This window comes from Petrotoga sp. 8T1HF07.NaAc.6.1 (assembly GCF_016772115.1).
In the GTDB taxonomy this organism is placed as follows: Bacteria; Thermotogota; Thermotogae; order Petrotogales; family Petrotogaceae; genus Petrotoga; species Petrotoga mobilis.
This window is the reverse complement of record NZ_AUPG01000002.1, coordinates 91003-115476: the sequence shown is the minus strand read 5'-3', so window position 1 is coordinate 115476 and position 24474 is coordinate 91003. Positions and strand designations below refer to the sequence as shown.

The window sequence follows — 24474 nt, the reverse complement described above, 5'->3', positions numbered from 1 at the left end:
TATTTTATTAAGAAATAAATTCGATTTCTTTGTTTTTCATGTACAAAGGTAAAGTATTTGCATCGAGAATACCTTTTAGAACTGCGTCTGCACCAAGAAGTAATTGTTCTACATTTAGTGCACCTCCATTTGTGCTAGTTTGACTAGCAGTGTAGTCAAGTTGTTCTTGGAAGCGACCAACAAATTTACTAGAAACCCACATAAAATAGAATTGATTTTGTGGGATTATCGGATCAAAATCAATCCACCATTCAGTAGGATTGCGATTTATATCACGTCTTTTGTTATCTTCAATATAGCGAATCATCTCATCTGCCTGAGAAATGCTTTTTGAGTAGCCTTCTCCATATGCCTTAGTATCTATAATAAATCCAAACTTGTCAGTAAATACTATAGCGTCAGGTTTGCGTCCACCACCAAGTAAGATAGATTGTAATCCATAAACTTTTTTGAAGAGTTCAGCAGTAACTATTTCAAAATCTCGATTTCGCTTTCCATCGTATGCAATTTCTAGCAACTCAATGTATTTCGCTGATAAGTCTGTTTTATTCATGAATTCCGCTTTGCGCCTTTCTGTTTCTAAATCTTTTAGTTCTTGAGTAAGGTTAAGAGCAGGGATAGTGAAATCAACAAGCAAATCTTTCAACTCAAGTTTATCACCATCTATATCAATTCTAATCCCAAATGTATTTAACCCTTTTATATCATTCTCAATAATCTTCATATCATCTTGAAAGCCAATTTGACGGAGTTTATCAATCAAAACATTAAAAGATTTTGTTTCTTGCAAATATTTAAGAGGTTCTCTTCCAAAAAGTGTGGGTAGAAAAAATGAAACATGAACAAATGATTAAATAATCTGGTATCATGTAAGAAAACACAAAAATACACAAGGAGTGATGCCAGATGAGAAAAGAACTACCAAAATTCTTTGAACAGATACTGAATATAACAGATCCATGGTACATAGAAAAGATAGAGCAACAAGGAAATACAATCAACATATATGTGGATTTCAAAAAAGGTGCAAAGTTCGAATACAACGGTAAATATTACAGTGCATACGATACGGTTCAAAGAAGTTGGAGACACTTAAACTTATTCCAATATGAAACATATATACATGCTAGGGTACCTAGGATAAAAACAGATGATGGGACAAAGACTGTAGAGGTTCCTTGGGCTCGAAAAAACTCTGGATTCACCTTATTGTTTGAAGCGTTTATTCTCGAGTTGTACAATCACATGACGGTTGCTGAGATAGCTAAAAAGTATAATACAACCCAAAATAGATTGTGGAGAATATTAGACTTTTACGTTTCAAAGGAATTAGAAAAACAAGATTTCTCAAAAGAACCGATAAAAACGTTATCTGTTGATGAAATAGCAAGGAAAAAGCATCATGTATATCTAACCAATTTCTTAGATGTGGAACGAGAAAAGGTTGTACATATAGCTGATGGAAAAGATGCAGAAACCTTCCTATCATTCAAAGAAAGATACACTGAAAAAAACGGTGATCCAAAAGACATAAAGTCCATATGCATGGATATGTCGGTACCTTTCAAAGCTGGAGCCAGGAAACATTTTCCAAAAGCAAAGATAGTATTTGACAAATTCCATGTGCTTAATGTATTAAGTGTCCAACTTGATAAAGTAAGAGCCAGAGAGAATAAAGGGTACCATGAAATACTCAAAAGGACAAAATACTTGCTATTAAAAAATCCTAACAACCTTACCAAGAAAGATAAAGTTAGACTCGATGAATTGATGGAATATCAACACCTTGATACAGTTCAAGCCTACGGATTGGTACTTGAGTTCAAAAAGATGTTCGATTACAAGAAACCTTCTTATGCAGCTAAGTATTTTAAACGATGGTATGAAAAGGTAATAGAATCAAATATACCTGAAATGATTAAAGCTGCTAAGACTCTTTTAAATCACATAGAAGGTATCTTGTTGCACATAAAAACGAATATCTCTAACGGTAAAATAGAAGGTATGAACTCTAAACTTAGAGGATTTACTAAAAGGGCTTTTGGTTTTAAAACATTAAAGAATTTAAAAATCACTATCTTTATTGCCCTTGGTAAACTTAATTTAACTCCAGCTTAATTACCCACTATTTTCGTGATAGAACCATTTAAGAATATAAGATCTTCTTGTACGTATATAATCACGGTTTTTTCCTTCTACGGCAAGAAATTCCCATGTTAAAAATTTAGAAACACGAGTATTTTTTGAGCTGCCGTTACTCTGTTTTAGTGCATGTAGCCCACGAGCAGTAATACTAAATTCTTGGAATCCGGCTTTTTCCCCATTTCTCGTCTCAATAGTTGTACTGTGTTTTTCGACAAAACCCAGTTTTTGCAACCATGAAGCAATCATTCTTGCATATTTATCACTTGTGCCTTCAATGTCTGATTTTATTTTCTTTTGTTCCACAGTATTTGCGGTTTTAAACCAATCGAGCATGAGCTCTTCATCGTAAGAGGTAAATCCTTTCTCCCCAACAAAACCAAGTTGACTACCAATAGCGAATTTAGTAATTGGCTTCTTAGATTCACTAATAATTTTCAGTACTTGTGTAGCAGGAGGATAACACAAAAGTGCTTTTCGAAGAATCTCAGTCTCTTCATCTGAATCATTTCCTGTGCGTGAAAATTCAAGACCTAAAGGTGTTATCGAACACATATCAGTTTCTCTATCATGTTTGATTAAGTTTAGACTAAGTGCCCAACGTAAATAGCCATCAGATGTCCAATTATCTGTCCAGCGTTTTCCAGTTGTATTGAGGGACTGAGGCAAAATTGTAATTTGAATTAGCGCATCAGCAACAGCATCTGAACGTTTATTTGGTGATTTTCCATTTTTTCCTTTTGAAGTACCAACAAGTTCTAAATATGAAAAATCGGCGGTGTTACTTTTTAACTTTGTTAACAACTGATTTTTAACTTCTGGAAAGTAAATCAAGTTTGGGACAAGTATATCTCTTAGGGTTTTGTAGTGTTCTGATTGGTTATCAAAAATTTGTACGACTAATTTTAGTTTTGAAAAATCAGAGGGATTCTGAACCCAACCGAATGTTCTTGAAATCATATATTTTTCCTCCTTTAATAATGGTTAAACAGACATTATTTATCATCAATAGTCTCCATAATATCTTCTACCTTACAATCTAGAGTTTCGCATATTTTAAGGAGAACATCTGTCGTAATATTATCACCTCTACCTAGCTTTGCTATTGAGGCAGAGCTTATTCCGGTGGCATTTTTTAAATCCTGTTTGTTCATATTTTTATCAATTAACATTTTCCAAAGTTTATTATAGCTTATTCGTAGCATATATTGCCACCTCCGTTATAAGGATTATCATCCTAATTACTATATACATCATGTAAAAAACCATAACGACTTTCTTTATACTTGCTTTTGTATTTGTCTTGAGTAAACTCTATGACCTTAGCACCACCTGCCTCATAATCTAATTCTGGCAGGTCTTTTGTGTTTTCTACAACTATCATTTGTCCCTCGGATTGATTATCAATAAAGTATTGGAATAAGGCAGTTCTCATGCTTGTAGGAGCATTATCTTCAACACCTTGATCTAAACCAAGTAAGGGAGTATCTACTACAAAAATTCCTGGTTTGTAGATAGCCTCCTCGTGTAAATACTGCCTAAAGGTTAATCCTAATACGGTATTGATAAATGCCCAATATCCCTTGCCATGACTATCTTCTTTGGCATATCCATTTATTTCTAAATCAAAGGTTCCCATGTTGAAATGAGCTGTATTCAGATTTTCATATTTGCAGTCAGTTAATATTGAATAAGCTATCTCATCTATACGTGAATTAAAGTCTACGGGAAAATGTTCCTTTGGTTTAAATTTGGGTTTATCTAAATCCTCGCTATTTTCTTGCTTTTGTAGCTCTGTAATCCACTCCTGGGAAACGTTATGCAGAACAGTTGATTCTTGTTGTAATTGTATATAAGAGCGGTATTGCTGTATGCCTTCTCTTAATTTATCAGCTTGAGGAGCGAGTTCTGTTTCAATCCATTTTTCAATTTCGGATCTTCGTTCTTCTAAATTTTTAATCTTATTTCTAACTTCATTTAAAGTTGAAATGACGTCATTTTCGCTTTCTGCTAAGCCCTGCAATTGTGTGATTATACGATTTAGTTCGGATTTTGATGCTTCAATATAAGATTTCCTTTCTGCTGGTGGAATACTTCCGTCGCAAAAAGGACACTTTTTATTATTGCCTACAGAGTGTAAATGTACTTCTCCATCTACAATAAAGGTAAGCCTCTTTATATCAGCTGTATATTGGCTTTTTAGTGCCTGAAAGTGAGAGTGAGTTACTTTGGTTTCTGCTTCCTTTTCTTTTAAATTAAGTAAAGTACTAAGTAAATCCTTGCTTTCCTCTGTGGCGGCTGCGATAGCTTCTTCAGTTTCGGACAAATTGTCAATTAATTTTTGCATTTCTTCTTCGACATCTAAGTTATTATAAGCAGATAATGCTTTTTGAAGTTCTTCTCTTTTTTTAGACATATGTGAAATCCTACTATTCACAAATTGACGAACAGCATCCCTTTTAGCTTTGCTGATTTCATCTTTATCTTGCTCTTCACCATTTGGGTAATTATCTCCTGTGATAAGGTAGAGCAAAGATGCAAAAAAATAAGGGTGTTGTGTAGGTGTTGATGGTAAAAGTACAGATTTTGGATTCTCAATATCTTGTTCTTTTAACCAAAAAAGTCGCATAAGAGTATTCCATTTTAAGCGTTGCCTAGTGAAATCCTGGGTGCTTATTATCATTGGAAGTTTATGAATACCAATTACTTTGAGCCACAGTTCATTTAAGACAGGGTTCTTATTTCCCTTGCCTTTATAGTCTATGTCATAGTTGCCACCATCAATTGAAGCAATTTCAGTGACCACGTTTACTACATTCTTTCCAAGTATTCGAGAAAGGTGAATAGGACCATCTGGAGTCATAATGTCTAGACTAACACTATCATAACCTGTTTGCTCTTTCTCAAAAGGTTTCTTGATTACACCCATAGCAAATTGTATGCATTTTAATACGCAGGTTTTTCCGGAGTCGGAAACCCCGCAGATGAGATTTAATCCTTTTCTAAATGTTACTGTGGCAGGGGCTTTCCCTGGGCCAGTTGCTGTAACCTTTGTTATATAAAATGCCATTTGGGATTACTCCTTCCTTAATGATTTAGAGGCTTCTCGGCTAATTAAATTGAGAAGTTCTTTTTCGTTTTTTGAGTCTATATATTCAAGAGCTTTTTGAGCATGTAATCTATATTCAGTCGCATAGTCAGAAGTTAGAGAGTTACTAAATATTCGTCCACGTTCTGTAATGGAATATATGAAGCCCTCTTTTGAATATGAAACCTTTATCATATTTTCAAGTACAAGCTGTTTTATTGCATCTTGTACTAATGCTCTCCGGATAGAGAATTCAGAAAAACTAAATTCATTATCACCATGAAGATTGCTACCCGACAGTCCGAACTCCTTTGAATAATTTGATATGAAATCTACTGTTACTAAATTATCTAGTGTAAGCTTTTTCTTTTTTGATAAGGACAAAACAAGCAACAATCTCATGGATATTTCAAATACTGTATTAAAAACTTTATTATTCATCTTCATCCACCCAGCGGATGCAACCGTCATTTACTAATAGGTGACAGGTCCCTTTCTTTTCTTTTGGGCCAACAAGATTTTGGATATTGTCAACAACAGCCGTGGTAGAGCAGTCCACCACTTTTTTCATTACTGCTAACAATCTTTTGTACCCGTCATCGTAATCATCCCATAGGGTATCCTTAATATAATCATGCGTTTCAGACTTCCATTTCTTCGCATGTTCCTCTCCTTTATCAAAGGATTCACGTATAAAACGATCAATACGTACAGCACTATAAAAGTTGATTCTTTGATCAGAAAAGTTCCTTTTATACTTCATATGCAAGGAATCCAAATCATTCTTCGTAATCTCACCAGATCCTATGGCTTCTGTGTAGGCAGCCAGAAGCTCACGAACATAAATTTCTTCTTCTGGAGCAATATCCTGTGGAGGCTCAATCTCTTTTGGAATAGATATTTCAACATCTCCTATGTGTAACTTGCCATCGGATTCATCATAATAAATAGTTTGAGTAGGTAGGGCAGTTAATTTCGTAGGGAGAGTTGAGCTATTGGGAGTAACGATACTAGAAGATTCTCGACCTTCATATATATCATCTAAAATCTGAAGGAATAAATCAGCGCAGGCGTATCCTAAAACATCATCAGGATTGAAATCTGGAATCATTGTTTTGATTTCTTCTTCAATAGCGATTTGGTTATGATCGTTATATTCGTTTATATAGTTTGCAAATTTATCTGTATCTTTGCGGCTAATAATTTTATGTACGTTTCTCTTACTTAATGGGAGAGTGCCTTTAAAAAAACGATCCAAAGAATCCGGTGCAAGAGAGTCAAAAGGATTATATTTATTCTCCTCTGATAGTTTTATTTCTTCTGGTGATTTTGGATCTCTCATAATGTTGTCGAAAAGTGACAGAAAAAATTCATGTGGCTTGTACGTTGTGTCACTATGTTTAAATAATATATTCGCAAATTCACTAAAGAGCATTATCTGCCACCTCCAACTATATTTCCGAATCTTTCCGAACCCCTCCGAGTCCTTCCTTAATGGTTGGACTTTTTTTTGTACAATTTTATTAGTGATTAAACGCTCTGGAGAAGGAATTGTAATTTATTAAAGTCTTTTAGATTATATCATGAAAATTCACACATTTCCAGAGGGGAAATTCACGATTGTAAATATCTTAAGAGCAATTGTTCAGTATTTCTTCAGCAAGATACCGAATGCTTGATTTCCATTAAAGGCATATCGAGGAAAAGGAAGGAGGGAAAAGAAATGGCAAAACGTAATACACGCCAAACATCCAAGAAAGTTGCTTCAAAGGCAAGTAAAATTCTCAACGATGGACGTTACAGCAAAAATTCTAAATCAGTTGCTGGCAGTGCTTTAAGTCAAACGAGACTAAGCAAAAAGAAATAGTTTCAGTGATAGGCAGAGACAGATTTGAATAATCAGCCTGCCTATCTTCCTCAAAGGTAGTAATCAGTAAAGAGCATTTATTGCTCAACAAAATCAATCTCAAAGTCCTAGTGCGCATACGGACGGCGGGATGCATAAGAGTTCAGAACACAGTGATAAAGACTGTGTTTGGAATGAAGATGCACCCACCGTAATTTCGTGTGCCCTTATTTAGGACAAGCGGAGTCTGTGGTCATCTTCATCACAGGCTCTTTTTGTATTCCGCCGCCCAATGCCAGGACGGAAAGGAATACTTTATGAAGATTCGAGTTTTATATGAAGACAACATCAAAAATGGTCACAAGAACTACACCACAATTGAAATTCCAGATGGAGATTACAGCGTTATGCTGGACATTGACTATGAGCAACGTCTTGCAGAGGCAAAGCCTGAAAAGAAAGCAGAAGTTAAGCGTTGTGAGACTTTACAGGAAATGTTCGAACTAATGAATTCCAAAGAATACAACCACTGGCGCCGCTATCATAGGCATCTTGGCAATCCGAAGACACCTTATCGTAAAGATGATCAGGCTGAAGATGAAACAGATGTTATGGATACATTTGCAGATAACTCTCAAGAAATAGAGCGTTCTAACCAATACGAGTACGAGGATGTTTGTAAATGGATACGCAAGGTACTCGGTAAAAAAGAAGATTGGGCGGATATGTTTATCGCAGTTCGCATAGACGGTATGTCAATCCGCGAATATGCCAACTCCATAGGTGCTGATGAAAACAACATTACTCAGAAGTTAAAACGAGCAACAAAAAAATTGGAACAAGAATATAAAAACCGTCAGATTTGACCTTCTCCCAAGGCTACCAGGTAGGAGGTCAAGACCTCCAAAAAAATTTAAGGAGGTAATTCTGATGAGAGAATTAATACCTAAAGATCAATATGGTGTGTTTGCCGACACCAAAGATACGGCAAGAGCGGATAGTTTGTTTGTAGCAGAGTTCTTTGAGAAGGAACATAAAAATGTTCTGCGTGACATTGCTAAAATCACTGACCCCAAATCTGGGTTAAGCACAGAATTTGCTCAGCTCAATTTTGAGCCGACCTCATACACGGATGGTTGGAACAGAAAGCAAAAGGCTTATGCCATGACTCGTGATGGATTCACTATGTTGGTTATGGGATATACAGGGCAGAAAGCAATGAAGTTCAAAGAGTTATACATCAAACGCTTTAATGAAATGGAGCAGTTCATTAAAACTCTTGTTTCGGCTCGTAAGGAGTTCCCTTTACTAACAGACAACATTAAGTTACTTCATGAAAATCCAAAGCCATATCAGTTCAGTAATGAATGCGATATGTTAAATCGCATCGTTATCGGAATGACGGCAAAGCAGTTTAGATTAGCAAATGGAATTGCAAAAGGAAAAAGCATTCGACCTTACTTATCTGATGAGCAGATTACAATGCTAGACATATTACAAAAAGTAGATGTTGGTTTGTTAGTAGCTGTTCCAGATTATGGGCAGCGCAAGCGTTACTTGGAATGGTACAAAACCAAAATAGAGAAGAATTAAGGAGGGCTCTTACTATGTTTTATGTGAAAGAAAGATTGAATGATTCCATGGAGATATCTATTGAAATAACAGATGAGAATGTTTTTTGCCATTGCCCGATGTGTGATGTTGAAGTAATGGTGGATATTGCAGAAATCCTAGGTGATGGTGAAAGTGATTTATTTGGTACTGCAGTATATTGTAGCGAATGTAGTAAAAAAATTAGAGCCGGAGGTAGCTGTGATGAACATAAATAAATTCAATGCTGAAGGATACTATGACCCTACTCCGCATGAAGCACTAACTAATATAGTAAAAAAGGAAAAGGCAGCGTCAAAACCTGCCTTCCGTCCTTTGGTTTATATATGTGCCCCTTTTCACGGAGCTGTTAAGGAAAATGTATTAAAAGCCACTCAGTTTGCAGAATTTGCTTTCGATCGTGGATGTATCCCGCTGACTCCGCACCTTCTATTCCCTTTCATGGATGACAGTAATGAGAAAGAACGTGATCTTGCTATTTTCATGGACATCATCCTTATGGGCAAGTGCCAGGAAGTCTGGGTGCTCGGTGATGTCATCTCAAAAGGCATGAGTATTGAAATTGAAAAGGCAAAGAAACGTAGACAACCGGTCAGATATTTCAATAAGGATTTTGAGGAGGTAGAGGCTTTATGAAAAAAATAAAGGCAATACAGGCAAGATTTGAACATGGACAAAGACCTCGTTTGAAAGGAGGTCTTTAAGTTGAGAAAATTAGCCATTGCTTATGGGAACAGCCGACAGGCAAAGAAGTGGGTCAACAAAGAAATCACTTTTGATGCGCTAAAAGATAGATTGAAGACTCCAATTAGGACCACGGAATCAGCTGAAGAATATGCCAAGTTCAGTAAAGGTCAAAAGGATATTGTAAAAGACCATGGTGGCTTTGTTGCAGGTGTATTAAAAGGTGGTCGCAGAAAAAACGATACTGTGGAACTTCGATCAATGATTGCTTTAGATGGTGACAAAATTAATAAAGAATTTCTTGAAAACTATGAATCGAAAGCTGCATATACCTCTGTTCTTTATTCAACCCATAGTAGCACAGAAGAAAATCCACGGGTGCGTCTTATTTTTCCCCTAACAAGAGATGTAACCTCAGAGGAATTTGTAGCAGTTTCAAGATATTTAGCACAGATGCTTGGCATGGATTATTTCGATGAATGCTCCTATCTACCAAACCAGCTGATGTACTGGCCAAGCACTCCATCTAACGGAAAATTTGTATATAAGGAAGTAGACAAAACTTGGCTTAATCCAGATGATATTTTAATAGCCCATCCCGAATGGACTGATCCTACAAGACTTCCGACTTCATCTAGGGAGAGCAAGGCAAATACAGTTTCGCATGAGAAGGTACAGGACCCTATTGCGAAGGAGGGTGTTGTGGGCCTTTTTAATAGAGTTTATTTCCCTGTTACAAAAGCAATCGATGCATTTTTATCAGACGTCTACGAGCCTACAGAAAATGAGGACCGCTACCATTTTATAGAGTCAAGCAGTATGGCTGGAGTTGAAATCAAAGAAGGTGGCAAGTTCGTGTATAGCCATCATGCCAAGGACCCGGCATACCTAAAATTATGCAATGCCTTTGACATCGTTCGTATCCATAAATTTGGTGATGAGGATGATAAGAAGTCCTTTAAGAATATGTGTGATTTTGCCATGAAAATTGATGAAGTAAAAGTCTTTGCTACCAATGAAAAACTAGCAGAGGCTGAAGTGGATTTCACTGACAGTGGAGATGATTGGAAGTCAAGACTTAGGTATCAACCTAGATCAAGTTTACTGGAAAACAGCGTATACAACTTAAACCTTATTCTTAATCATGACCCCGATTTCAAGAACTTTGCATATAACGAGCTGTCGAACCGTATCCAGGTCACGGGATCACTACCATGGGAAAGACCAGAAGGTAACGTATTTTGGAGAGATGCCGACACAGCCCAGCTTAAGTCCATTATGGATATTCGCTACCTTCCGTTTTCAAGCAGAAACCACGATGTTGCATTTACCAAGGTTGCTGATGATAGAAGATTCCATCCTATAAGGGATTACCTTGATTCCCTCCCTGCGTGGGATGGAGTAAAACGTGTAGAAGATATTTTTATCAAATATCTCCAGGCAGATGATACCGAGTATATACGCACAGTGACCAGAAAGACCTTTGCAGCTGCTGTTGCACGGGTATATGTTCCTGGAATTAAGTTTGACTGTGTTCCTGTGCTTGATGGCGATCAGGGTATTGGGAAAAGCACCATCATTAAAGACCTTGTAACAGCAGAATTCTACTCTGAAACATTATCTCTTACGGATATGGATGATAAGTCTGGTGCTGAAAAACTGCAAGGATTCTGGGTGGTTGAAATCGGAGAACTTGCTGGAATGAAGAAAGCGGATATTGAAAAAGTAAAAGCGTTCCTCTCTACATCAGATGATAAATACAGACCGTCTTATGGCAGAGTTGTTGAAAGCCATCCCAGACAATGCATTGTCATTGCAACGGTAAATGGAGAGCGAGGATATTTACGTGACATCACAGGAAACCGCCGCTTTTGGATTATTAAGGTACATCAGAAAAAGCAGAAGAAGACCTGGAATTTTACTGAAGCATATAGGCAGCAGTTCTGGGCCGAAGCTAAAGAAATATGGAAATCGGGTGAAAAACTGTACCTCGAGGGTGATGTTTTAGAGGAGGCTGAAAAAGCACAGAAAGGTGCGATGGAGGCTGATGAGCGTGTTGGCATGGTTGAAGAATACCTAAATACTCTACTTCCAGATGATTGGGATAGTATGGACTTATTTGCCCGTAGGAATTACCTAAGCGGTAGCGAATTTGGTGGAGCCAAGCATACAGGTACTGTTGCACGAACCTTTGTAAGCAATGCGGAAATTTGGTGTGAATGCTTTAATCGTAGTCTCCCAGAATTAAAGACTACCGACAGTTATCAGATTGCAGCACTTATGTCTCAGATTGCCGGTTGGGAACGAACCAGTAGTATTAAGCGTTTGCCGATTTATGGTAGGCAGCGATTATATCATTATGGTGGATAGGGAACACAAGAATGCGACACAACACAACTTTTTCCCTTATATTCAAAATGCTTTTTCTTAAAAGTAGATAGAAAATAACTGTGAGCGTATACGCGCGTTAGTAAATATAGGGGAATGGTTGTGATTTTGTGTTTCTTGTGTCAGATGGGAGGATATTATGCAAGAAAAATATATAGAGAAAAAACTTGTAGCAGCAGTTAAAGACATGGGAGGTATTGCACTGAAGTTTGTAAGTCCTGGAGTTGATGGTGTGCCAGATCGCATTGTACTACTTCCTTTGGGGAGAATGGCATTTGTTGAGTGTAAAGCAACGGGAAAAAAGATGCGCCCTATACAAGAAAAAAGAAAGAAACAACTGGAGGCATTAGGTTTTTCGGTTTATTGCTTGGACGGTGTAGAACAGATTGGAGGGGTGCTTGATGAAATCAAAAATAAAATGTGATTGGTGTGAAAAAGAAATTTCAAGATACCCATCACAAATAAAAAAGCATAACTTCTGTAGCCGTAAGTGCTTGGCTGACTTTAGCAACAAAAATAAGAATCCTAATGGATACTCAAAATTGAAAAATTATGAATCGATGTCAAAAAACATGATTGAAATAAATAAGAAACTTAACCCTACAAGGATGACTAATGAAACAAGACAAAAGCTTAGAAATGCCCGTTTAAACTGTGGGAACGGAGTTACTTATTCAAAATACTACGGAGTACATGAACATCGAGTCGTTGCAGAAAAAATATTAGGGAGATCCCTCCGTATGGAAGAAGTTGTTCATCATATTGATGGAAACAAACGTAACAACGATGAGTGTAATTTGATTATTTTGCCCTCACAGTCAGAACACGCAAAACTACACTTAAGGGATCGTGCATTTTGGGAAGGAGGTGATGCCGAATGAAGTTCATACCACATGATTATCAGCAGTATGCAATTGATTTTATTGAGAGCAAGCCAATATCTGCAATATTCCTTGATATGGGCTTAGGTTAGGAAAAACAGCAATTACTCTCACAGCATTGTTTGATTTATGCCTTGATAAATTCGAAATAAGAAAGGTCTTGGTCATTGCGCCACTTCGAGTAGCAAGAGATACTTGGCCTTCTGAAATTAAAAAGTGGGAGCATTTGAAAGGTCTATCCTATTCTGTAGCGGTTGGAACAGAAAAAGAAAGAATCGATGCTCTTATGACAAGATCAACAATATATATCATCAATCGTGAAAATGTGGATTGGCTTGTTAACAAGAGTGGCATTCCTTTTGATTTTGATATGGTGGTCATTGATGAGTTGTCATCCTTTAAATCCTATGGTGCAAAGCGGTTTAAAAGTCTACTAAAAGTAAGGCCATCTGTTAATAGAATTGTAGGTCTTACGGGAACTCCATCGAGTAACGGCTTAATGGACTTATGGGCAGAGTTTCGCATTCTAGACTTAGGTCAAAGACTTGGCAGATATATCACTCACTACCGTAATACTTACTTCACTCCGGATAAACGTAATGCACAGGTTATATTTTCATATAAGCCATTACCTGGTGCTGAGGACAAAATTTATAAGCAGATATCTGATATTACGATTTCCATGAAATCCATAGACTATCTTAAAATGCCTGAATGCATCGTAAATGAAGTGGCTGTTTCTCTGAATGAAAAAGAATGGAACATATACTCTAAATTTAAAGATGATATGGTCACGAAATTAGGTGATGAGGAGATTGATGCAGTTAATGCTGCTGTGCTTTCAGGAAAACTTCTACAGATGGCGAACGGTGCTGTCTATGATAGTGAAAACAAGACACATATCATTCATGACAAAAAACTTGATGCACTGGAAGATTTAATTGAAGGCGCAAATGGCAAACCTGTCCTTGTTGCATATTGGTTCAAACACGATTTAGAGAGAATTAAGAATAGATTTTCGGTGAGGCAAATAAAAGCATCGAAGGATATTGAAGATTGGAACGACGGCAATATCCCTATCGCTGTGATCCATCCAGCAAGTGCAGGACATGGTCTTAATCTTCAAAGCGGTGGTTCGACACTCATTTGGTTTGGACTTACATGGTCATTGGAGTTATATCAGCAAACCAATGCCAGACTTTATAGGCAAGGTCAAAACGAGACGGTTATTATCCATCACATAATTACCAAGGGTACTATTGATGAAGATGTAATGACTGCTCTTACAAAAAAAGAAGAAACACAAGCCTCTCTTATTGATGCTGTAAAGGCAAAGTTGGAGGTGATGCGATGACCACACCTTATGAAAACTTAGCCAATGCTATCATTTTAATGGCAGTTAAGGATTATAGGTCTGCGTTAAAGAAACTTAAAAAGCGTCCAAACTATGAGCCGGCTAAAATAATGAAAAACGAGGTGGAGAGGTTCTTCCGCTCTGATTGGTATAGAGAACTTACCTCTGTTGATGGGAACATCCTAATCAAAAAATTAAAATCGGAGGTAAGAGAGATATGAAAGTAAAGGAATATTTACACCAAGCTTACAGGCTTGATAAAAGAATACAATCAGACATCGAAGAAATGGAATCCTTAAGAGAAATGGCAACAAGTGTATCATCACCAAGTTGGGATGAAAAAGTTCAAACCTCACAAAATGCCGATGCCAGGTTTGTAAGGTGTTTGGAGCGGATTATGGATTTGGAAAGAAAAATAAACACGGAAGTAGATAATCTTGTAGCACTCAAGGAGCAGATAAGGCGTGTTATAAACGAAGTTCCAGACACTGATGAGCGCATGGTATTACGGTATCGGTATGTTCATAACCTAACCTGGGAGCAAATTGGCGATGAACTTAATGCAGATAGAACAACAGTCTATAGATGGCATAATGCAGCTCTTAACCATGTAACTCTTCCTAAAGATCCTATTAAAATATAGTTTGCACAACTTGCAACACTTTGCAACAAGATACCTCTATTGCATTTGTGTTAGTATATAATCAGCAAAATAGAATATTTACCAAGCCTTGTGGGAATTCCTCGCAGGGCTTTTTCTGTGCCCGGAAAGCGAGGTGAAATGATGCCCAAAAGACCAAAGCGACCGTGCAGTACCCCAGGATGTCCTAACCTAACCGATGGGAGGTACTGTGAGGATCATAGAGTAGTAGAGCGCAGGCGCTACGATAAATTTGAACGTTCACCGGATATCAATAAAAAGTACGGTAGAGCCTGGAAAAGAATCCGTGACAGATATGCTAGGGAACATCCTTTGTGTGAGATGTGCGAGGAAAACGGACGGCTTACCTCTGCTGAAGAAGTACATCACATCCTCCCCATTTCTTTAGGCGGTACGCATGACAAAAGTAATTTGATGTCTTTATGTAAGTCCTGCCACAACAAGATACATTTAGAACTTGGTGATAGACAGATTCGTAAGTGAGCCAGGGGCGGTTCAAATCTCTACACCTTTTATAGCGGACAACGGCCTGGGGTCTTGCGTGTAAAAATCAGAAATCAAAGGGGGTATTAAAGACTTTTAGAAAAGTGAGGTGGAAAAATGGCAAAGGACGGTACAGCAAGAGGTGGCCAGCGTGTTGGCGCAGGAAGAAAGTCAAAAGCTCTAACAGATAAAATTACTGACGGCAGATTAAACGGGGCTCAAGTACTACCGGAGCCAGCAGAAATGGAAGGCACGGATGTTCCTCCAGTAAAAGATTATCTAAAGGCGACTCAGAAAAACGGTAAAGACCTCTGTGCAGAAGATATTTATATAGAAACATATAAATGGTTAAAGGATCGTAGCTGCGAAATGTTAGTAAACAACCAGCTGATCGAGCAATATGCCATGAGTGTTTCTCGTTGGATTCAGTGCGAGGAGTGTATTTCAGAATATGGATTTCTTGCAAAACATCCTACTACATCAGCAGCCATAGCATCACCGTATGTTGCTATGAGCCGTGAATACATGAAACAAGTAAATCAGTGTTGGTATCAGATTTACCAGATTGTAAAAGAAAACTGCTCTGTAGAGTTTGGTGGCAGAAGTCCACAAGATGATTTAATGGAGCGGTTATTATCTGCTAGGAAAGGAAAATGATAATGAAAAAATATAGAACTTGTGAAAGTGTGTGTAAAGGGCATCCCGATAAATTGTGTGACCTAATCTCTGACAGCATCTTAGATGCGTGTTTGAGAAAAGATAAATCCTCTCGTGTGGCCTGCGAGGTGATGGCAACCAAAGGACGTATCATTGTTGCCGGTGAGATTACCTGTTCAAAGAAAATTGATATCAAACGAGTAGTTCGTAATGTTCTAACTGATGTCGGCTACAATCCAAGAAAGTTTCTCGTGTTTGTCCATGTACATCAGCAAAGCAAAGATATCGCAGGTGGTGTTGATAGAGCCTTGGAATCCCGTGAAGGCGATACTTCCTGGTATTCCATGCTAGGTGCAGGAGATCAAGGCACAGTTTATGGCTATGCCACCAATGAAACAAGTGAGAAGTTGCCGTTACCTCTTGTTCTATCTCATGCTATCTGTGAAAAGCTGGATAAAGTTATGAAGAATGGTGTTATTAAAAACATCGGTCCAGATGGTAAGGCACAAGTTACAGTAGAGTATAAAGATGATAAGCCAAAGCGAATCAAGACCATTGTTGTTTCCCTTCAGCACGGTGCTGATAAAGACTTAAATGATTTAAAAAATGAAATCATCTCTCAGGTGCTTTGGCCTGTCTTTGAAAAATATCCATTTGATGATGAAACGGAGATACTCATTAATCCAAGCGGGCGCTTTGTGGAAGGTGGACCTGCCGCTGATACAGGATTGACAGGAAGAAAAATAATGGTAGACACATACGGCGGCATTGCATCCCACGGGGGCGGTGCTTTTTCCGGTAAAGACCCGACAAAAGTGGATCGCAGTGGTGCCTATATGGCAAGAGCCATCGCAAAGAACATTATTTGGTGTGGGTATGCAGAACGATGCCAGGTTGCCATTTCTTATGCGATTGGAAAAGCAGATCCAGTTGCTGTGGAGATTGATACATTTGGAACAGGCAAAGTTGCTGAAAGTATCCTTTGTAGTGCGGTTCAAGAAGTATTTAATCTTAGACCTGCAGCAATTATCGAAAAGTTAAGGCTGACCGATGTCATTTATGCGGATACTGCTACCTACGGTCATTTCAGATATGGATTGCATTCTTGGGAGTTTTTAGATTGCTATAAAGAACTAAGGGAGGCGGTAAAAAGGTATGTTGATTGAAAAAAAGAATACAAAAGACCTGCTTCCTGCTAAATACAATCCTCGTAAAGATTTAAAGCCAGGTGATGCAGAGTATGAAAAGCTGAAACGCTCGATTGAGCAGTTTGGATATGTGGAGCCGGTTATCTGGAATAAGGTGACAGGCAATGTTGTAGGTGGCCATCAAAGACTTAAGGTACTCATTGATATGGGTATATCAGAAGTCGAATGCGTCATCATTGAGATGGATGAGGAAAAGGAAAAAGCCCTCAATATCGCTCTAAATAAAATTAGCGGTGATTGGGATAAGGATAAGCTTGCCCTTTTGATTGCTGATTTACAAGGTGCAGATTTTGATGTTTCGCTTACTGGATTTGATCCTAAAGAACTGGATGACTTATTTAAAGATACCATCAAAGATGGAATTCACGATGATGACTTTGATGTGGATGAAGAATTAAAAAAGCCTGCAATCAGCAAGTTTGGTGACGTATGGACATTAGGGAGGCACAGACTGGTATGTGGAGACTCCACAAAAAAAGAAACCTATGATGTGCTGATGAATAAAAACAAGGCGAATTTGTGTGTGACAGACCCTCCCTACAACGTAAATTATGAAGGCTCTGCAGGGAAAATCAAAAATGATCATATGACAAATGATGCCTTTTATCAATTCCTCTTAGATGCCTTTATTAATATTGAAGAAGTATTAGCAGACGATGCCTCCATCTATGTATTTCATGCCGACACCGAAGGGTTTAATTTTAGAAAAGCCTTCTCGGATGCCGGTTTTTATTTATCCGGGTGCTGTATATGGAAAAAGGACTCCCTTGTACTTGGGCGTTCACCATATCAATGGCAACACGAACCAGTGCTTTATGGCTGGAAGAAAAAAGGAAGACATCAATGGTATACGGGAAGAAAAGAAACTACCATATGGGAGTTTGATAAACCAAAGAGAAATGGTGAGCATCCTACGATGAAGCCGATTCCTCTTCTTGCCTATCCTATTTTGAATTCCTCTATGAGTAACACAATTGTACTCGATCCCTTTGGTGGAAGTGGAAGTACATTAATTGCTTGTGAGCAGTCAGAGCGTATTTGCTACACAGTGGAACTGGATGAGAAGTTTTGCGATGTCATTATTAAACGCTACATTGAACAGGTTGGAACTTCCAAAGAAGTCAGTGTTCAAAGGGCTGGACTAAGCTACAACTATGATGAACTCAAGGAAACTAATGAGTAAGCGAATGTTTATATAATTTCCCACCATATAATCGATAAAAAGCTTGATAAATAAGTGTTTTAGAGTGATATATGTACATACCAAAACAAAGGAGGTTTTGTACATGATCATTAATTATAACGTAACAGGGTCAGAGCGAAAGAGGTTAGTGACAGCACTTAGCGACATCACAGGTGTTAAAGCAAAGTACCTTGGAATGCCCAGCATGGCTTACGAGGTGGATGCCTTTATCATCGACAAAAATGGGAGCCTTGAATTTAGTGATAAGGCGGATAGCGAAATAATCGAAAACGTGGCCCAGTGTTTGGCAAGGGAGGGTTTTATCGCAGAGGAACAAATTAACGCCACAGAGGGCCAACAAACCGCAGACAGTGAGGCTTTAAGCCTTTATGTATCAATGCCAAGGAGTAGCTTTACAGAAAAGGCACTTGAAAACCTAAAGGAGATTGTTGAGGCAAAAGGCGATCTTATCCGTCATGCACTTGAGGCAGAAGACTTACCGATTGAAATTTCTGAAGATGAAGTTTCATTCCCATGGTTTAAAGAAATACCAACACCAGAAGAGGTTAAGGCTTACAACCATTTTATTTCTGCACTTTGCGAGATGGCAAGAAACCAGAAACGCATTACTGCAAAAGAAAAGGAAACCTCAAATGAAAAATACGCATTTAGATGCTTTTTGCTCCGCCTTGGCTTTATTGGCAAAGAGTATAAAGAAGAACGAAAAATATTGCTCAGAAATCTAACCGGTTCTGCGGCATTCAAAGGAGGAGTAAAAAATGAGGATAATCAGTAAAGAAGAATTGCTAAACCTTCGTGAGAAGTACCCTGCTGGATGTCGAGTAGAACTATTAAAGATGGATGATATTCAAGCTCCAAAGATTGGTACAAAAGGAACAGTAGTAGGAGTTGACGATATTGGTTCTATTATGGTGCGTTGGGATTCAGGCTCCAGCCTCTCAGTAGCTTTTGGCGAAGACCTGTGCAGGAGGATTCACGATGACAGATAAGATAAAACAACAGATTCTTGCTATTCGTGACACAGGTGAAACCAATATGTTTGATGTGGGAAAAGTACAGGAAATTGCTCTAAGGGAAGGATATGACGAGTTGCTTCTTTACCTTGCAGATAACATTGGGGCTTATTCCAGGTTCATTCTGACCGGTAAGGAGGAATAAAGCCATGTGGAGAGAAGGTAGCATCAAAGTTCATGACAGTATCATCCATTATTGGGTAAAGTGCTATGAGAAAGGCTCGGAATTTGGAATTGACGAAGGACGCATCTCTAAGCTGATGCTTAAACGTAACGGAAAGATTATTGCAAATTATGACCGGGGCTGGGACATTGAACCTGTGGATGAGGATGCAGAAATTGCGCTTGCAATCCTATTGCTAGAACACAACTAAATAGTAAAAGAGGACAGTGCCAAAGTTGGCTCTGTTTCTCGTATGGATAGAATGATAAGGCTTGCTTGATGCAGGTCTATTTTTATGCTTGTTGGGAGGTGACCGCATATTAGAAAGTTGAAGAAATATAAACCGACAGCTTTTATGGCAAAGGACTCTTATTACGATAAAGATGCTGCAGACTATGCGGTCAACTTTATTGAGTGCTTAAGCCATACCAAAGGTAAATGGTCAGGAAAGCCTTTTGAACTCATAGATTGGCAAGAGCAAATTATCAGAGATATTTTTGGAACACTTAAACCAAATGGATATAGACAGTTTAATACAGCTTATATTGAGATACCAAAGAAAATGGGTAAATCAGAACTTGCGGCTGCTGTTGCCCTACTTCTTTGTTGTGGTGATGGTGAAGAAAGAGCGGAGGTTTATGGTTGTGCTGCAGATCGTCAGCAAGCATCGATAGTATTTGAAGTTGCAGCTGATATGGTGCGTATGAGCCCAGCACTTAGTAAACGAGTTAAGATCCTGTCGGCAACAAAGCGTATTGTTTTTCAGCCGACAAATAGTTTTTATCAAGTGCTTTCAGCTGAAGCCTATTCAAAGCATGGTTTTAATATACACGGTGTTGTTTTTGATGAACTTCATACCCAGCCCAATAGAAAACTCTTTGATGTTATGACCAAGGGTTCTGGTGATGCAAGAACCCAACCGCTGTATTTTCTTATTACCACTGCAGGGTCAGACACCAAATCTATCTGCTATGAGACACATCAAAAAGCGAAAGACCTCTTGGAAGGGCGAAAGGTTGACCCTACATTTTATCCAGTTATTTATGGAGCAGACGAATCTGATGATTGGACTGATCCAAAAGTATGGAAAAAAGCAAATCCAAGCCTAGGGATTACAGTGGGAATCGACAAGGTAAAAGCCGCTTGTGAATCTGCAAAGCAAAATCCTGCAGAAGAGAATACATTTAGGCAGTTAAGACTTAATCAATGGGTCAAACAAGCAGTTAGATGGATGCCAATGGATAAGTGGGATAAATGTGCTTTTGCCGTAAATGAAGAAGACTTATTTGGAAGAGTTTGCTATGGCGGTCTAGACCTTTCAAGTTCCATAGATATAACAGCCTTTGTACTCGTGTTTCCACCGGAAGATGAAGATGACAAATATGTTGTTCTTCCCTATTTTTGGTTACCGGAAGAAACCCTTAATCTCAGAGTAAATCGTGACCATGTTCCCTATGATGTATGGGAAAAGCAAGAACATCTTAAGACTACAGAAGGCAATGTGGTGCATTATGGTTTCATTGAGAAGTTTATTGAAAGTCTTGGTGAAAAGTACAACATTCGAGAAATTGCCTTTGACCGCTGGGGTGCAGTCCAGATGGTACAAAACCTTGAAGGCATGGGATTTACCGTTGTTCCATTTGGACAGGGATTTAAAGATATGAGTCCACCAACCAAGGAACTTATGAAACTAACCTTGGAGGAAAAGGTCGCACATGGTGGACATCCTGTTCTTAGATGGATGATGGATAATATTTTTATTCGTACTGATCCGGCGGGCAACATTAAACCGGATAAAGAGAAGTCAACAGAAAAAATAGATGGTGCTGTAGCCACTATTATGGCACTGGATAGAGCAATTCGCTGTGGCAATGATACGAGTGCTTCGGTTTATGACGGTCGGGGATTACTCGTGTTTTAGGAGAGGAAAGTGATGCAGATGGGGCTATTTACAAATATTTTTAAAGCACGTGACAAACCACAAAATCGAACTGCAGGGAGCAACTATAGTTTCCTTTTTGGCGGCTCGACAAGCGGCAAGCCTGTTAATGAGCATACAGCCATGCAAATGACTGCAGTGTATTCCTGCGTGAGGATATTAGCAGAGGCTGTGGCAGGGCTTCCCCTTCATCTATATAAATACACCGATAGCGGTGGTAAGGAGAAAGCACTTTCTCATCCGCTATATTTTTTATTACATGATGAGCCAAATCCAGAGATGAGTTCTTTCGTTTTCCGCGAGACGATGATGACTCATCTTTTATTATGGGGCAATGCCTATGCTCAGATTATTCGAAACGGCAAAGGTGAAGTCATAGCACTGTATCCATTAATGCCAAATCGAATGTCTGTGGATCGAGATTCCAGTGGCAATCTCTATTATTCCTACACCAGATATTCCGATGATGCACCAACGATGAATGGTGTGGCGGTTACATTAAGACCAAGCGATGTACTTCATATTCCAGGTTTAGGCTTTGATGGTCTTGTGGGTTACTCGCCGATTGCTATGGCTAAGAATGCTATAGGCATGGCAATAGCATGTGAGGAATATGGAGCTAAGGTCTTTGCGAATGGGGCAGCACCAGGAGGGGTACTTGAACATCCTGGCACCATTAAAGACCCTCAGAAAGTAAGGGAAAGTTGGAATGCAGCCTATCAAGGGAGTAGCAACTCTCATCGCGTAGCAGTACTTGAAGAAGGCATGAAGTACCAGCCAATTGGTATCTCGCCGGAGCAAGCTCAGTTTTTAGAAACAAGGAAATTTCAAATCAATGAAATCGCTCGAATTTTCCGCGTACCTCCACATATGGTTGGGGACTTGGAAAAGTCGAGTTTTTCTAATATTGAACAGCAATCACTGGAGTTTGTGAAATACACTTTGGACCCTTGGGTCATTCGCTGGGAACAGGCCATAAGCAGGGCGCTTTTAAGATCAGATGAAAAGAAACAGTATTTTTCCAAGTTTAACGTAGATGGTTTACTTCGTGGAGATTATGTTTCTCGAATGAGCGGCTATGCAACCGCCAGACAAAACGGATGGATGAGCGCCAATGATATTAGGGAGCTTGAGAACCTAGACCGAATTCCACCTGAGCTGGGAGGAGATTTATACCTAATTAACGGCAATATGACCAAACTCGCGGATGCGGGCATATTTGCAAATAAAGAAGGATTGGAGGAAACAGCTAAATGAAAAAGTTTTGGAACTGGGTGCGTGATTTAGATACACAAACACGAACCCTCTACCTTAACGGTGCAATTGCAGAGGAGAGTTGGTTTGAAGATGATGTTACTCCTGCAGCTTTTAAAGCAGAGCTTATGAGTGGCGAAGGAGACATTGTTGTTTGGATCAACTCTCCCGGTGGCGATTGTATCGCAGCATCACAGATTTATAACATGCTGATGGATTACACGGGCAATGTCACTGTAAAAATTGACGGTATTGCAGCATCAGCCGCATCGGTCATAGCAATGGCAGGAACAGAAGTCTTGATGTCACCAACCTCACTCATGATGATCCATAACCCATTCACCATAGCCATTGGTGATAGTGAGGAGATGCAAAAGGCAATGCAAATGTTAGATGAAGTAAAGGAAAGTATCATCAATGCTTATGAACTGAAATCCGGTTTATCACGAACAAGGCTATCCCATCTGATGGATGCAGAAACATGGCTTAATGCCAATAAAGCGATTGAGCTTGGTTTTGCTGATGACATCATGTTTAGAACTGGAGAAAGTACTGTGCAAGATAGTTTTGTGTTTAGCCGAAGAGCAGTGACCAATTCATTAATGGATAAGCTTAAAAAACCAGTTGTTAAACAATCAACCGAGCCGCTTTATGAGCGGCTTAATTTATTAAAATATTAGGAGGAAATCAAAATGAGTAAAATTCTTGAACTGCGTGAAAAACGCGCAAAAGCATGGGAAGCGGCAAAGGCATTTCTTGATTCAAAACGTGGCAGTGACGGGCTTGTTTCTGCAGAGGATGCGGTAACCTACGACAGAATGGAAGAGGACATTGTTAATCTTGGTAAGGAAATAGCAAGACTGGAACGCCAAGAGGCACTTGAAGCAGAACTTAATAAACCTGTGAATATGCCTCTTACTGGAAAACCAAATATTCCAGGGATGGAAACAAAGACTGGAAGAGCAAGTGATGATTATAAGAAGGCATTCTGGAATGTCATGCGAAGTAAAAATCCTAGACATGATGTACTCAATTCCCTATCTGTAGGAACTGATTCTGAGGGTGGATATCTTGTTCCAGATGAATTTGAACGTACCCTAATTCAAACCCTTGAGGAAGAAAATGTGTTCCGTAAGCTGGCAAAGATTATTCAGACTTCAAGCGGTGACAGAAAAATTCCTGTTGTAGTGACCAAAGGTACTGCGGCTTGGCTTGATGAAGGCGAGGAATTTGATGAGAGTGATTCTGTATTTGGTCAGACTTCCATTGGTGCATATAAGTTGGGTACGATGATTAAAGTCTCGGATGAACTCTTAAACGATAGTGTATTTAATCTTGAAAGCTATATTTCCACTGAGTTTGCCAGAAGAATTGGAGCAAAGGAAGAGGAAGCATTTCTTGTTGGAGATGCTGATGGAAAACCTACAGGCATCTTCAATGCTACGGGTGGAGCACAGCTTGGGATTACTGCAGGTTCGGCTACAGCTATTACAGCAGATGAGATTATCGATCTTGTCTACTCATTAAAAGCACCATACAGAAAAAATGCAGTGTTCTTAATGAATGATGCAACGGTGAAAGCAATCCGTAAACTAAAAGACGGACAGGGCCAATATCTATGGCAGCCTTCGCTGACTGCGGGTACTCCAGATACATTGCTAAACCGTCCAGTATATACTTCAGCCTATGCTCCAATTATTGAGGCTGGGGCAAAGAGCATCGCATTTGGTGACTTTGGTTACTACTGGATTGCGGACAGACAAGGACGTTCTTTCAAGCGTTTAAATGAGCTATTTGCAACCACTGGTCAAGTTGGTTTCCTTGCAAGTCAACGTGTGGATGGTAAATTGATCCTTCCTGAAGCTGTTAAAATCCTGCAGCAAAAGGCTTAATGGGAG

Annotated in this window: 29 protein-coding genes and 1 pseudogene; 24 read left to right on the top strand and 6 right to left on the bottom strand. The window is 38.9% G+C overall.

Going from position 1 to position 24474, the window contains the following annotated elements; genetic code table 11:
- Positions 1 to 7 precede the first annotated feature (7 nt).
- Entirely contained in the window at positions 8 to 790 is a 783-nt protein-coding gene (locus NAAC61_RS02085; RefSeq protein WP_202695179.1) for a restriction endonuclease FokI C-terminal domain-containing protein, read from the bottom strand.
- Between the two features lie 116 nt (positions 791 to 906).
- On the opposite strand from NAAC61_RS02085, the gene NAAC61_RS02080 reads away from it, so the two are divergent.
- Complete coding sequence (locus NAAC61_RS02080) at positions 907 to 2118, top strand: ISL3 family transposase (RefSeq protein WP_202695178.1); 1212 nt, start codon at positions 907 to 909, stop codon at positions 2116 to 2118.
- On the opposite strand, the gene NAAC61_RS02075 is transcribed toward NAAC61_RS02080, so the two are convergent.
- From NAAC61_RS02075 to NAAC61_RS02055, 5 genes are read right to left on the bottom strand one after another with little or no spacing between them, the layout of a single operon-like run.
- Positions 2119 to 3102, bottom strand: a complete 984-nt coding sequence (locus NAAC61_RS02075; protein ID WP_202695177.1) for a restriction endonuclease FokI catalytic domain-containing protein — start codon at positions 3100 to 3102, stop codon at positions 2119 to 2121.
- Positions 3103 to 3137: 35 nt separating this feature from the next.
- Positions 3138 to 3347: a helix-turn-helix domain-containing protein gene (locus NAAC61_RS02070; RefSeq protein ID WP_202695176.1), complete on the bottom strand. Its 210-nt coding sequence runs from the start codon at positions 3345 to 3347 to the stop codon at positions 3138 to 3140.
- 32 nt (positions 3348 to 3379) lie between these two features.
- Entirely contained in the window at positions 3380 to 5212 is a 1833-nt protein-coding gene (locus NAAC61_RS02065; protein WP_202695175.1) for an AAA family ATPase, read from the bottom strand.
- A 6-nt stretch (positions 5213 to 5218) separates the two neighbouring features.
- On the bottom strand, positions 5219 to 5671 hold the full coding sequence (locus tag NAAC61_RS02060; RefSeq protein WP_202695174.1) for an ABC-three component system middle component 2: 453 nt from the start codon (positions 5669 to 5671) through the stop codon (positions 5219 to 5221).
- A complete protein-coding gene (locus NAAC61_RS02055) occupies positions 5664 to 6665 on the bottom strand; it encodes an ABC-three component system protein (RefSeq protein ID WP_202695173.1) in 1002 nt (333 codons plus the stop codon). The genes NAAC61_RS02060 and NAAC61_RS02055 overlap by 8 nt, the downstream gene beginning before the upstream one ends.
- 288 nt (positions 6666 to 6953) lie before the next feature.
- Between NAAC61_RS02055 and NAAC61_RS02050 the strand changes: the two genes are divergently transcribed.
- From NAAC61_RS02050 to NAAC61_RS01940, 23 genes and pseudogenes are all read left to right on the top strand, one after another.
- A complete protein-coding gene (locus NAAC61_RS02050) occupies positions 6954 to 7097 on the top strand; it encodes a hypothetical protein (RefSeq protein ID WP_169833029.1) in 144 nt (47 codons plus the stop codon).
- A gap of 296 nt (positions 7098 to 7393) precedes the next feature.
- The gene (locus tag NAAC61_RS02045; RefSeq protein ID WP_202695172.1) at positions 7394 to 7942 is read left to right on the top strand and encodes a sigma-70 family RNA polymerase sigma factor; all 549 of its coding nucleotides are present in this window, start codon (positions 7394 to 7396) and stop codon (positions 7940 to 7942) included.
- 64 nt (positions 7943 to 8006) lie between these two features.
- Positions 8007 to 8669, top strand: coding sequence for a Rha family transcriptional regulator (locus NAAC61_RS02040; RefSeq protein ID WP_202695171.1), 663 nt, complete (start codon positions 8007 to 8009; stop codon positions 8667 to 8669).
- Positions 8670 to 8683: 14 nt separating this feature from the next.
- Positions 8684 to 8905 carry a hypothetical protein gene (locus NAAC61_RS02035; RefSeq protein ID WP_202695170.1) on the top strand — a complete coding sequence of 74 codons (222 nt, stop codon included), beginning with the start codon at positions 8684 to 8686 and terminating at the stop codon, positions 8903 to 8905.
- Complete coding sequence (locus NAAC61_RS02030; RefSeq protein WP_069980562.1) at positions 8892 to 9323, top strand: DUF7768 domain-containing protein; 432 nt, start codon at positions 8892 to 8894, stop codon at positions 9321 to 9323. Before NAAC61_RS02035 ends, NAAC61_RS02030 begins: the two co-directional genes overlap by 14 nt.
- A 69-nt stretch (positions 9324 to 9392) precedes the next feature.
- Positions 9393 to 11741: a virulence-associated E family protein gene (locus NAAC61_RS02025; RefSeq protein ID WP_202695169.1), complete on the top strand. Its 2349-nt coding sequence runs from the start codon at positions 9393 to 9395 to the stop codon at positions 11739 to 11741.
- A 157-nt stretch (positions 11742 to 11898) separates the two neighbouring features.
- Positions 11899 to 12183 carry a VRR-NUC domain-containing protein gene (locus tag NAAC61_RS02020; RefSeq protein WP_202695168.1) on the top strand — a complete coding sequence of 95 codons (285 nt, stop codon included), beginning with the start codon at positions 11899 to 11901 and terminating at the stop codon, positions 12181 to 12183.
- Positions 12161 to 12640: an HNH endonuclease gene (locus tag NAAC61_RS02015; protein ID WP_069980565.1), complete on the top strand. Its 480-nt coding sequence runs from the start codon at positions 12161 to 12163 to the stop codon at positions 12638 to 12640. Before NAAC61_RS02020 ends, NAAC61_RS02015 begins: the two co-directional genes overlap by 23 nt.
- Positions 12637 to 13994 (top strand): annotated as a pseudogene (locus NAAC61_RS02010) (SNF2-related protein). The gene NAAC61_RS02015 and the pseudogene NAAC61_RS02010 overlap by 4 nt, the downstream one beginning before the upstream one ends.
- Complete coding sequence (locus NAAC61_RS02005; protein WP_069980566.1) at positions 13991 to 14215, top strand: hypothetical protein; 225 nt, start codon at positions 13991 to 13993, stop codon at positions 14213 to 14215. Before NAAC61_RS02010 ends, NAAC61_RS02005 begins: the two are co-directional and overlap by 4 nt.
- A complete protein-coding gene (locus NAAC61_RS02000) occupies positions 14212 to 14637 on the top strand; it encodes a DUF1492 domain-containing protein (protein WP_069980567.1) in 426 nt (141 codons plus the stop codon). The genes NAAC61_RS02005 and NAAC61_RS02000 overlap by 4 nt, the downstream gene beginning before the upstream one ends.
- Before the next feature lie 138 nt (positions 14638 to 14775).
- Entirely contained in the window at positions 14776 to 15138 is a 363-nt protein-coding gene (locus tag NAAC61_RS11175; RefSeq protein WP_337919684.1) for an HNH endonuclease, read from the top strand.
- A 117-nt stretch (positions 15139 to 15255) separates the two neighbouring features.
- Positions 15256 to 15795, top strand: a complete 540-nt coding sequence (locus tag NAAC61_RS01990) for a P27 family phage terminase small subunit (protein ID WP_184308349.1) — start codon at positions 15256 to 15258, stop codon at positions 15793 to 15795.
- Between the two features lie 2 nt (positions 15796 to 15797).
- Positions 15798 to 16961 carry a methionine adenosyltransferase gene (metK, locus tag NAAC61_RS01985; RefSeq protein ID WP_237729708.1) on the top strand — a complete coding sequence of 388 codons (1164 nt, stop codon included), beginning with the start codon at positions 15798 to 15800 and terminating at the stop codon, positions 16959 to 16961.
- On the top strand, positions 16951 to 18186 hold the full coding sequence (locus NAAC61_RS01980; protein WP_202695166.1) for a site-specific DNA-methyltransferase: 1236 nt from the start codon (positions 16951 to 16953) through the stop codon (positions 18184 to 18186). The genes metK and NAAC61_RS01980 overlap by 11 nt, the downstream gene beginning before the upstream one ends.
- A 103-nt stretch (positions 18187 to 18289) precedes the next feature.
- Complete coding sequence (locus tag NAAC61_RS01975; protein WP_202695165.1) at positions 18290 to 18982, top strand: hypothetical protein; 693 nt, start codon at positions 18290 to 18292, stop codon at positions 18980 to 18982.
- Complete coding sequence (locus NAAC61_RS01970) at positions 18966 to 19196, top strand: DUF4314 domain-containing protein (protein WP_202695164.1); 231 nt, start codon at positions 18966 to 18968, stop codon at positions 19194 to 19196. The genes NAAC61_RS01975 and NAAC61_RS01970 overlap by 17 nt, the downstream gene beginning before the upstream one ends.
- Positions 19186 to 19365, top strand: coding sequence for a DUF5049 domain-containing protein (locus NAAC61_RS01965; protein ID WP_110133560.1), 180 nt, complete (start codon positions 19186 to 19188; stop codon positions 19363 to 19365). Before NAAC61_RS01970 ends, NAAC61_RS01965 begins: the two co-directional genes overlap by 11 nt.
- Before the next feature lie 4 nt (positions 19366 to 19369).
- Positions 19370 to 19594 (top strand): DUF7678 domain-containing protein, encoded by a 225-nt coding sequence (locus tag NAAC61_RS01960; RefSeq protein WP_202695163.1) that lies wholly within the window; start codon positions 19370 to 19372, stop codon positions 19592 to 19594.
- 108 nt (positions 19595 to 19702) lie between these two features.
- On the top strand, positions 19703 to 21304 hold the full coding sequence (locus NAAC61_RS01955; protein WP_184308442.1) for a terminase large subunit: 1602 nt from the start codon (positions 19703 to 19705) through the stop codon (positions 21302 to 21304).
- A gap of 18 nt (positions 21305 to 21322) precedes the next feature.
- A complete protein-coding gene (locus NAAC61_RS01950) occupies positions 21323 to 22579 on the top strand; it encodes a phage portal protein (RefSeq protein WP_443146876.1) in 1257 nt (418 codons plus the stop codon).
- Positions 22576 to 23256 carry a head maturation protease, ClpP-related gene (locus NAAC61_RS01945; protein WP_202695161.1) on the top strand — a complete coding sequence of 227 codons (681 nt, stop codon included), beginning with the start codon at positions 22576 to 22578 and terminating at the stop codon, positions 23254 to 23256. The genes NAAC61_RS01950 and NAAC61_RS01945 overlap by 4 nt, the downstream gene beginning before the upstream one ends.
- 12 nt (positions 23257 to 23268) lie before the next feature.
- Positions 23269 to 24468 carry a phage major capsid protein gene (locus NAAC61_RS01940; protein ID WP_202695160.1) on the top strand — a complete coding sequence of 400 codons (1200 nt, stop codon included), beginning with the start codon at positions 23269 to 23271 and terminating at the stop codon, positions 24466 to 24468.
- The last annotated feature ends 6 nt before the right edge of the window (positions 24469 to 24474 follow it).

What these genes read in the sequence shown, in the direction of transcription:
- NAAC61_RS02080 (WP_202695178.1), top strand. Translation starts at nt 907, where the DNA reads ATGAGAAAAGAACTACCAAAATTCTTTGAACAGATACTGAATATAACA.
- NAAC61_RS02075 (WP_202695177.1), bottom strand. Translation starts at nt 3,102, where the DNA reads ATGATTTCAAGAACATTCGGTTGGGTTCAGAATCCCTCTGATTTTTCA.
- NAAC61_RS02070 (WP_202695176.1), bottom strand. Translation starts at nt 3,347, where the DNA reads ATGCTACGAATAAGCTATAATAAACTTTGGAAAATGTTAATTGATAAA.
- NAAC61_RS02065 (WP_202695175.1), bottom strand. Translation starts at nt 5,212, where the DNA reads ATGGCATTTTATATAACAAAGGTTACAGCAACTGGCCCAGGGAAAGCC.
- NAAC61_RS02060 (WP_202695174.1), bottom strand. Translation starts at nt 5,671, where the DNA reads ATGAATAATAAAGTTTTTAATACAGTATTTGAAATATCCATGAGATTG.
- NAAC61_RS02055 (WP_202695173.1), bottom strand. Translation starts at nt 6,665, where the DNA reads ATGCTCTTTAGTGAATTTGCGAATATATTATTTAAACATAGTGACACA.
- NAAC61_RS02050 (WP_169833029.1), top strand. Translation starts at nt 6,954, where the DNA reads ATGGCAAAACGTAATACACGCCAAACATCCAAGAAAGTTGCTTCAAAG.
- NAAC61_RS02045 (WP_202695172.1), top strand. Translation starts at nt 7,394, where the DNA reads ATGAAGATTCGAGTTTTATATGAAGACAACATCAAAAATGGTCACAAG.
- NAAC61_RS02040 (WP_202695171.1), top strand. Translation starts at nt 8,007, where the DNA reads ATGAGAGAATTAATACCTAAAGATCAATATGGTGTGTTTGCCGACACC.
- NAAC61_RS02035 (WP_202695170.1), top strand. Translation starts at nt 8,684, where the DNA reads ATGTTTTATGTGAAAGAAAGATTGAATGATTCCATGGAGATATCTATT.
- NAAC61_RS02030 (WP_069980562.1), top strand. Translation starts at nt 8,892, where the DNA reads ATGAACATAAATAAATTCAATGCTGAAGGATACTATGACCCTACTCCG.
- NAAC61_RS02020 (WP_202695168.1), top strand. Translation starts at nt 11,899, where the DNA reads ATGCAAGAAAAATATATAGAGAAAAAACTTGTAGCAGCAGTTAAAGAC.
- NAAC61_RS02015 (WP_069980565.1), top strand. Translation starts at nt 12,161, where the DNA reads ATGAAATCAAAAATAAAATGTGATTGGTGTGAAAAAGAAATTTCAAGA.
- NAAC61_RS02005 (WP_069980566.1), top strand. Translation starts at nt 13,991, where the DNA reads ATGACCACACCTTATGAAAACTTAGCCAATGCTATCATTTTAATGGCA.
- NAAC61_RS02000 (WP_069980567.1), top strand. Translation starts at nt 14,212, where the DNA reads ATGAAAGTAAAGGAATATTTACACCAAGCTTACAGGCTTGATAAAAGA.
- NAAC61_RS11175 (WP_337919684.1), top strand. Translation starts at nt 14,776, where the DNA reads ATGATGCCCAAAAGACCAAAGCGACCGTGCAGTACCCCAGGATGTCCT.
- NAAC61_RS01990 (WP_184308349.1), top strand. Translation starts at nt 15,256, where the DNA reads ATGGCAAAGGACGGTACAGCAAGAGGTGGCCAGCGTGTTGGCGCAGGA.
- metK (WP_237729708.1), top strand. Translation starts at nt 15,798, where the DNA reads ATGAAAAAATATAGAACTTGTGAAAGTGTGTGTAAAGGGCATCCCGAT.
- NAAC61_RS01980 (WP_202695166.1), top strand. Translation starts at nt 16,951, where the DNA reads ATGTTGATTGAAAAAAAGAATACAAAAGACCTGCTTCCTGCTAAATAC.
- NAAC61_RS01975 (WP_202695165.1), top strand. Translation starts at nt 18,290, where the DNA reads ATGATCATTAATTATAACGTAACAGGGTCAGAGCGAAAGAGGTTAGTG.
- NAAC61_RS01970 (WP_202695164.1), top strand. Translation starts at nt 18,966, where the DNA reads ATGAGGATAATCAGTAAAGAAGAATTGCTAAACCTTCGTGAGAAGTAC.
- NAAC61_RS01965 (WP_110133560.1), top strand. Translation starts at nt 19,186, where the DNA reads ATGACAGATAAGATAAAACAACAGATTCTTGCTATTCGTGACACAGGT.
- NAAC61_RS01960 (WP_202695163.1), top strand. Translation starts at nt 19,370, where the DNA reads ATGTGGAGAGAAGGTAGCATCAAAGTTCATGACAGTATCATCCATTAT.
- NAAC61_RS01950 (WP_443146876.1), top strand. Translation starts at nt 21,323, where the DNA reads ATGGGGCTATTTACAAATATTTTTAAAGCACGTGACAAACCACAAAAT.
- NAAC61_RS01945 (WP_202695161.1), top strand. Translation starts at nt 22,576, where the DNA reads ATGAAAAAGTTTTGGAACTGGGTGCGTGATTTAGATACACAAACACGA.
- NAAC61_RS01940 (WP_202695160.1), top strand. Translation starts at nt 23,269, where the DNA reads ATGAGTAAAATTCTTGAACTGCGTGAAAAACGCGCAAAAGCATGGGAA.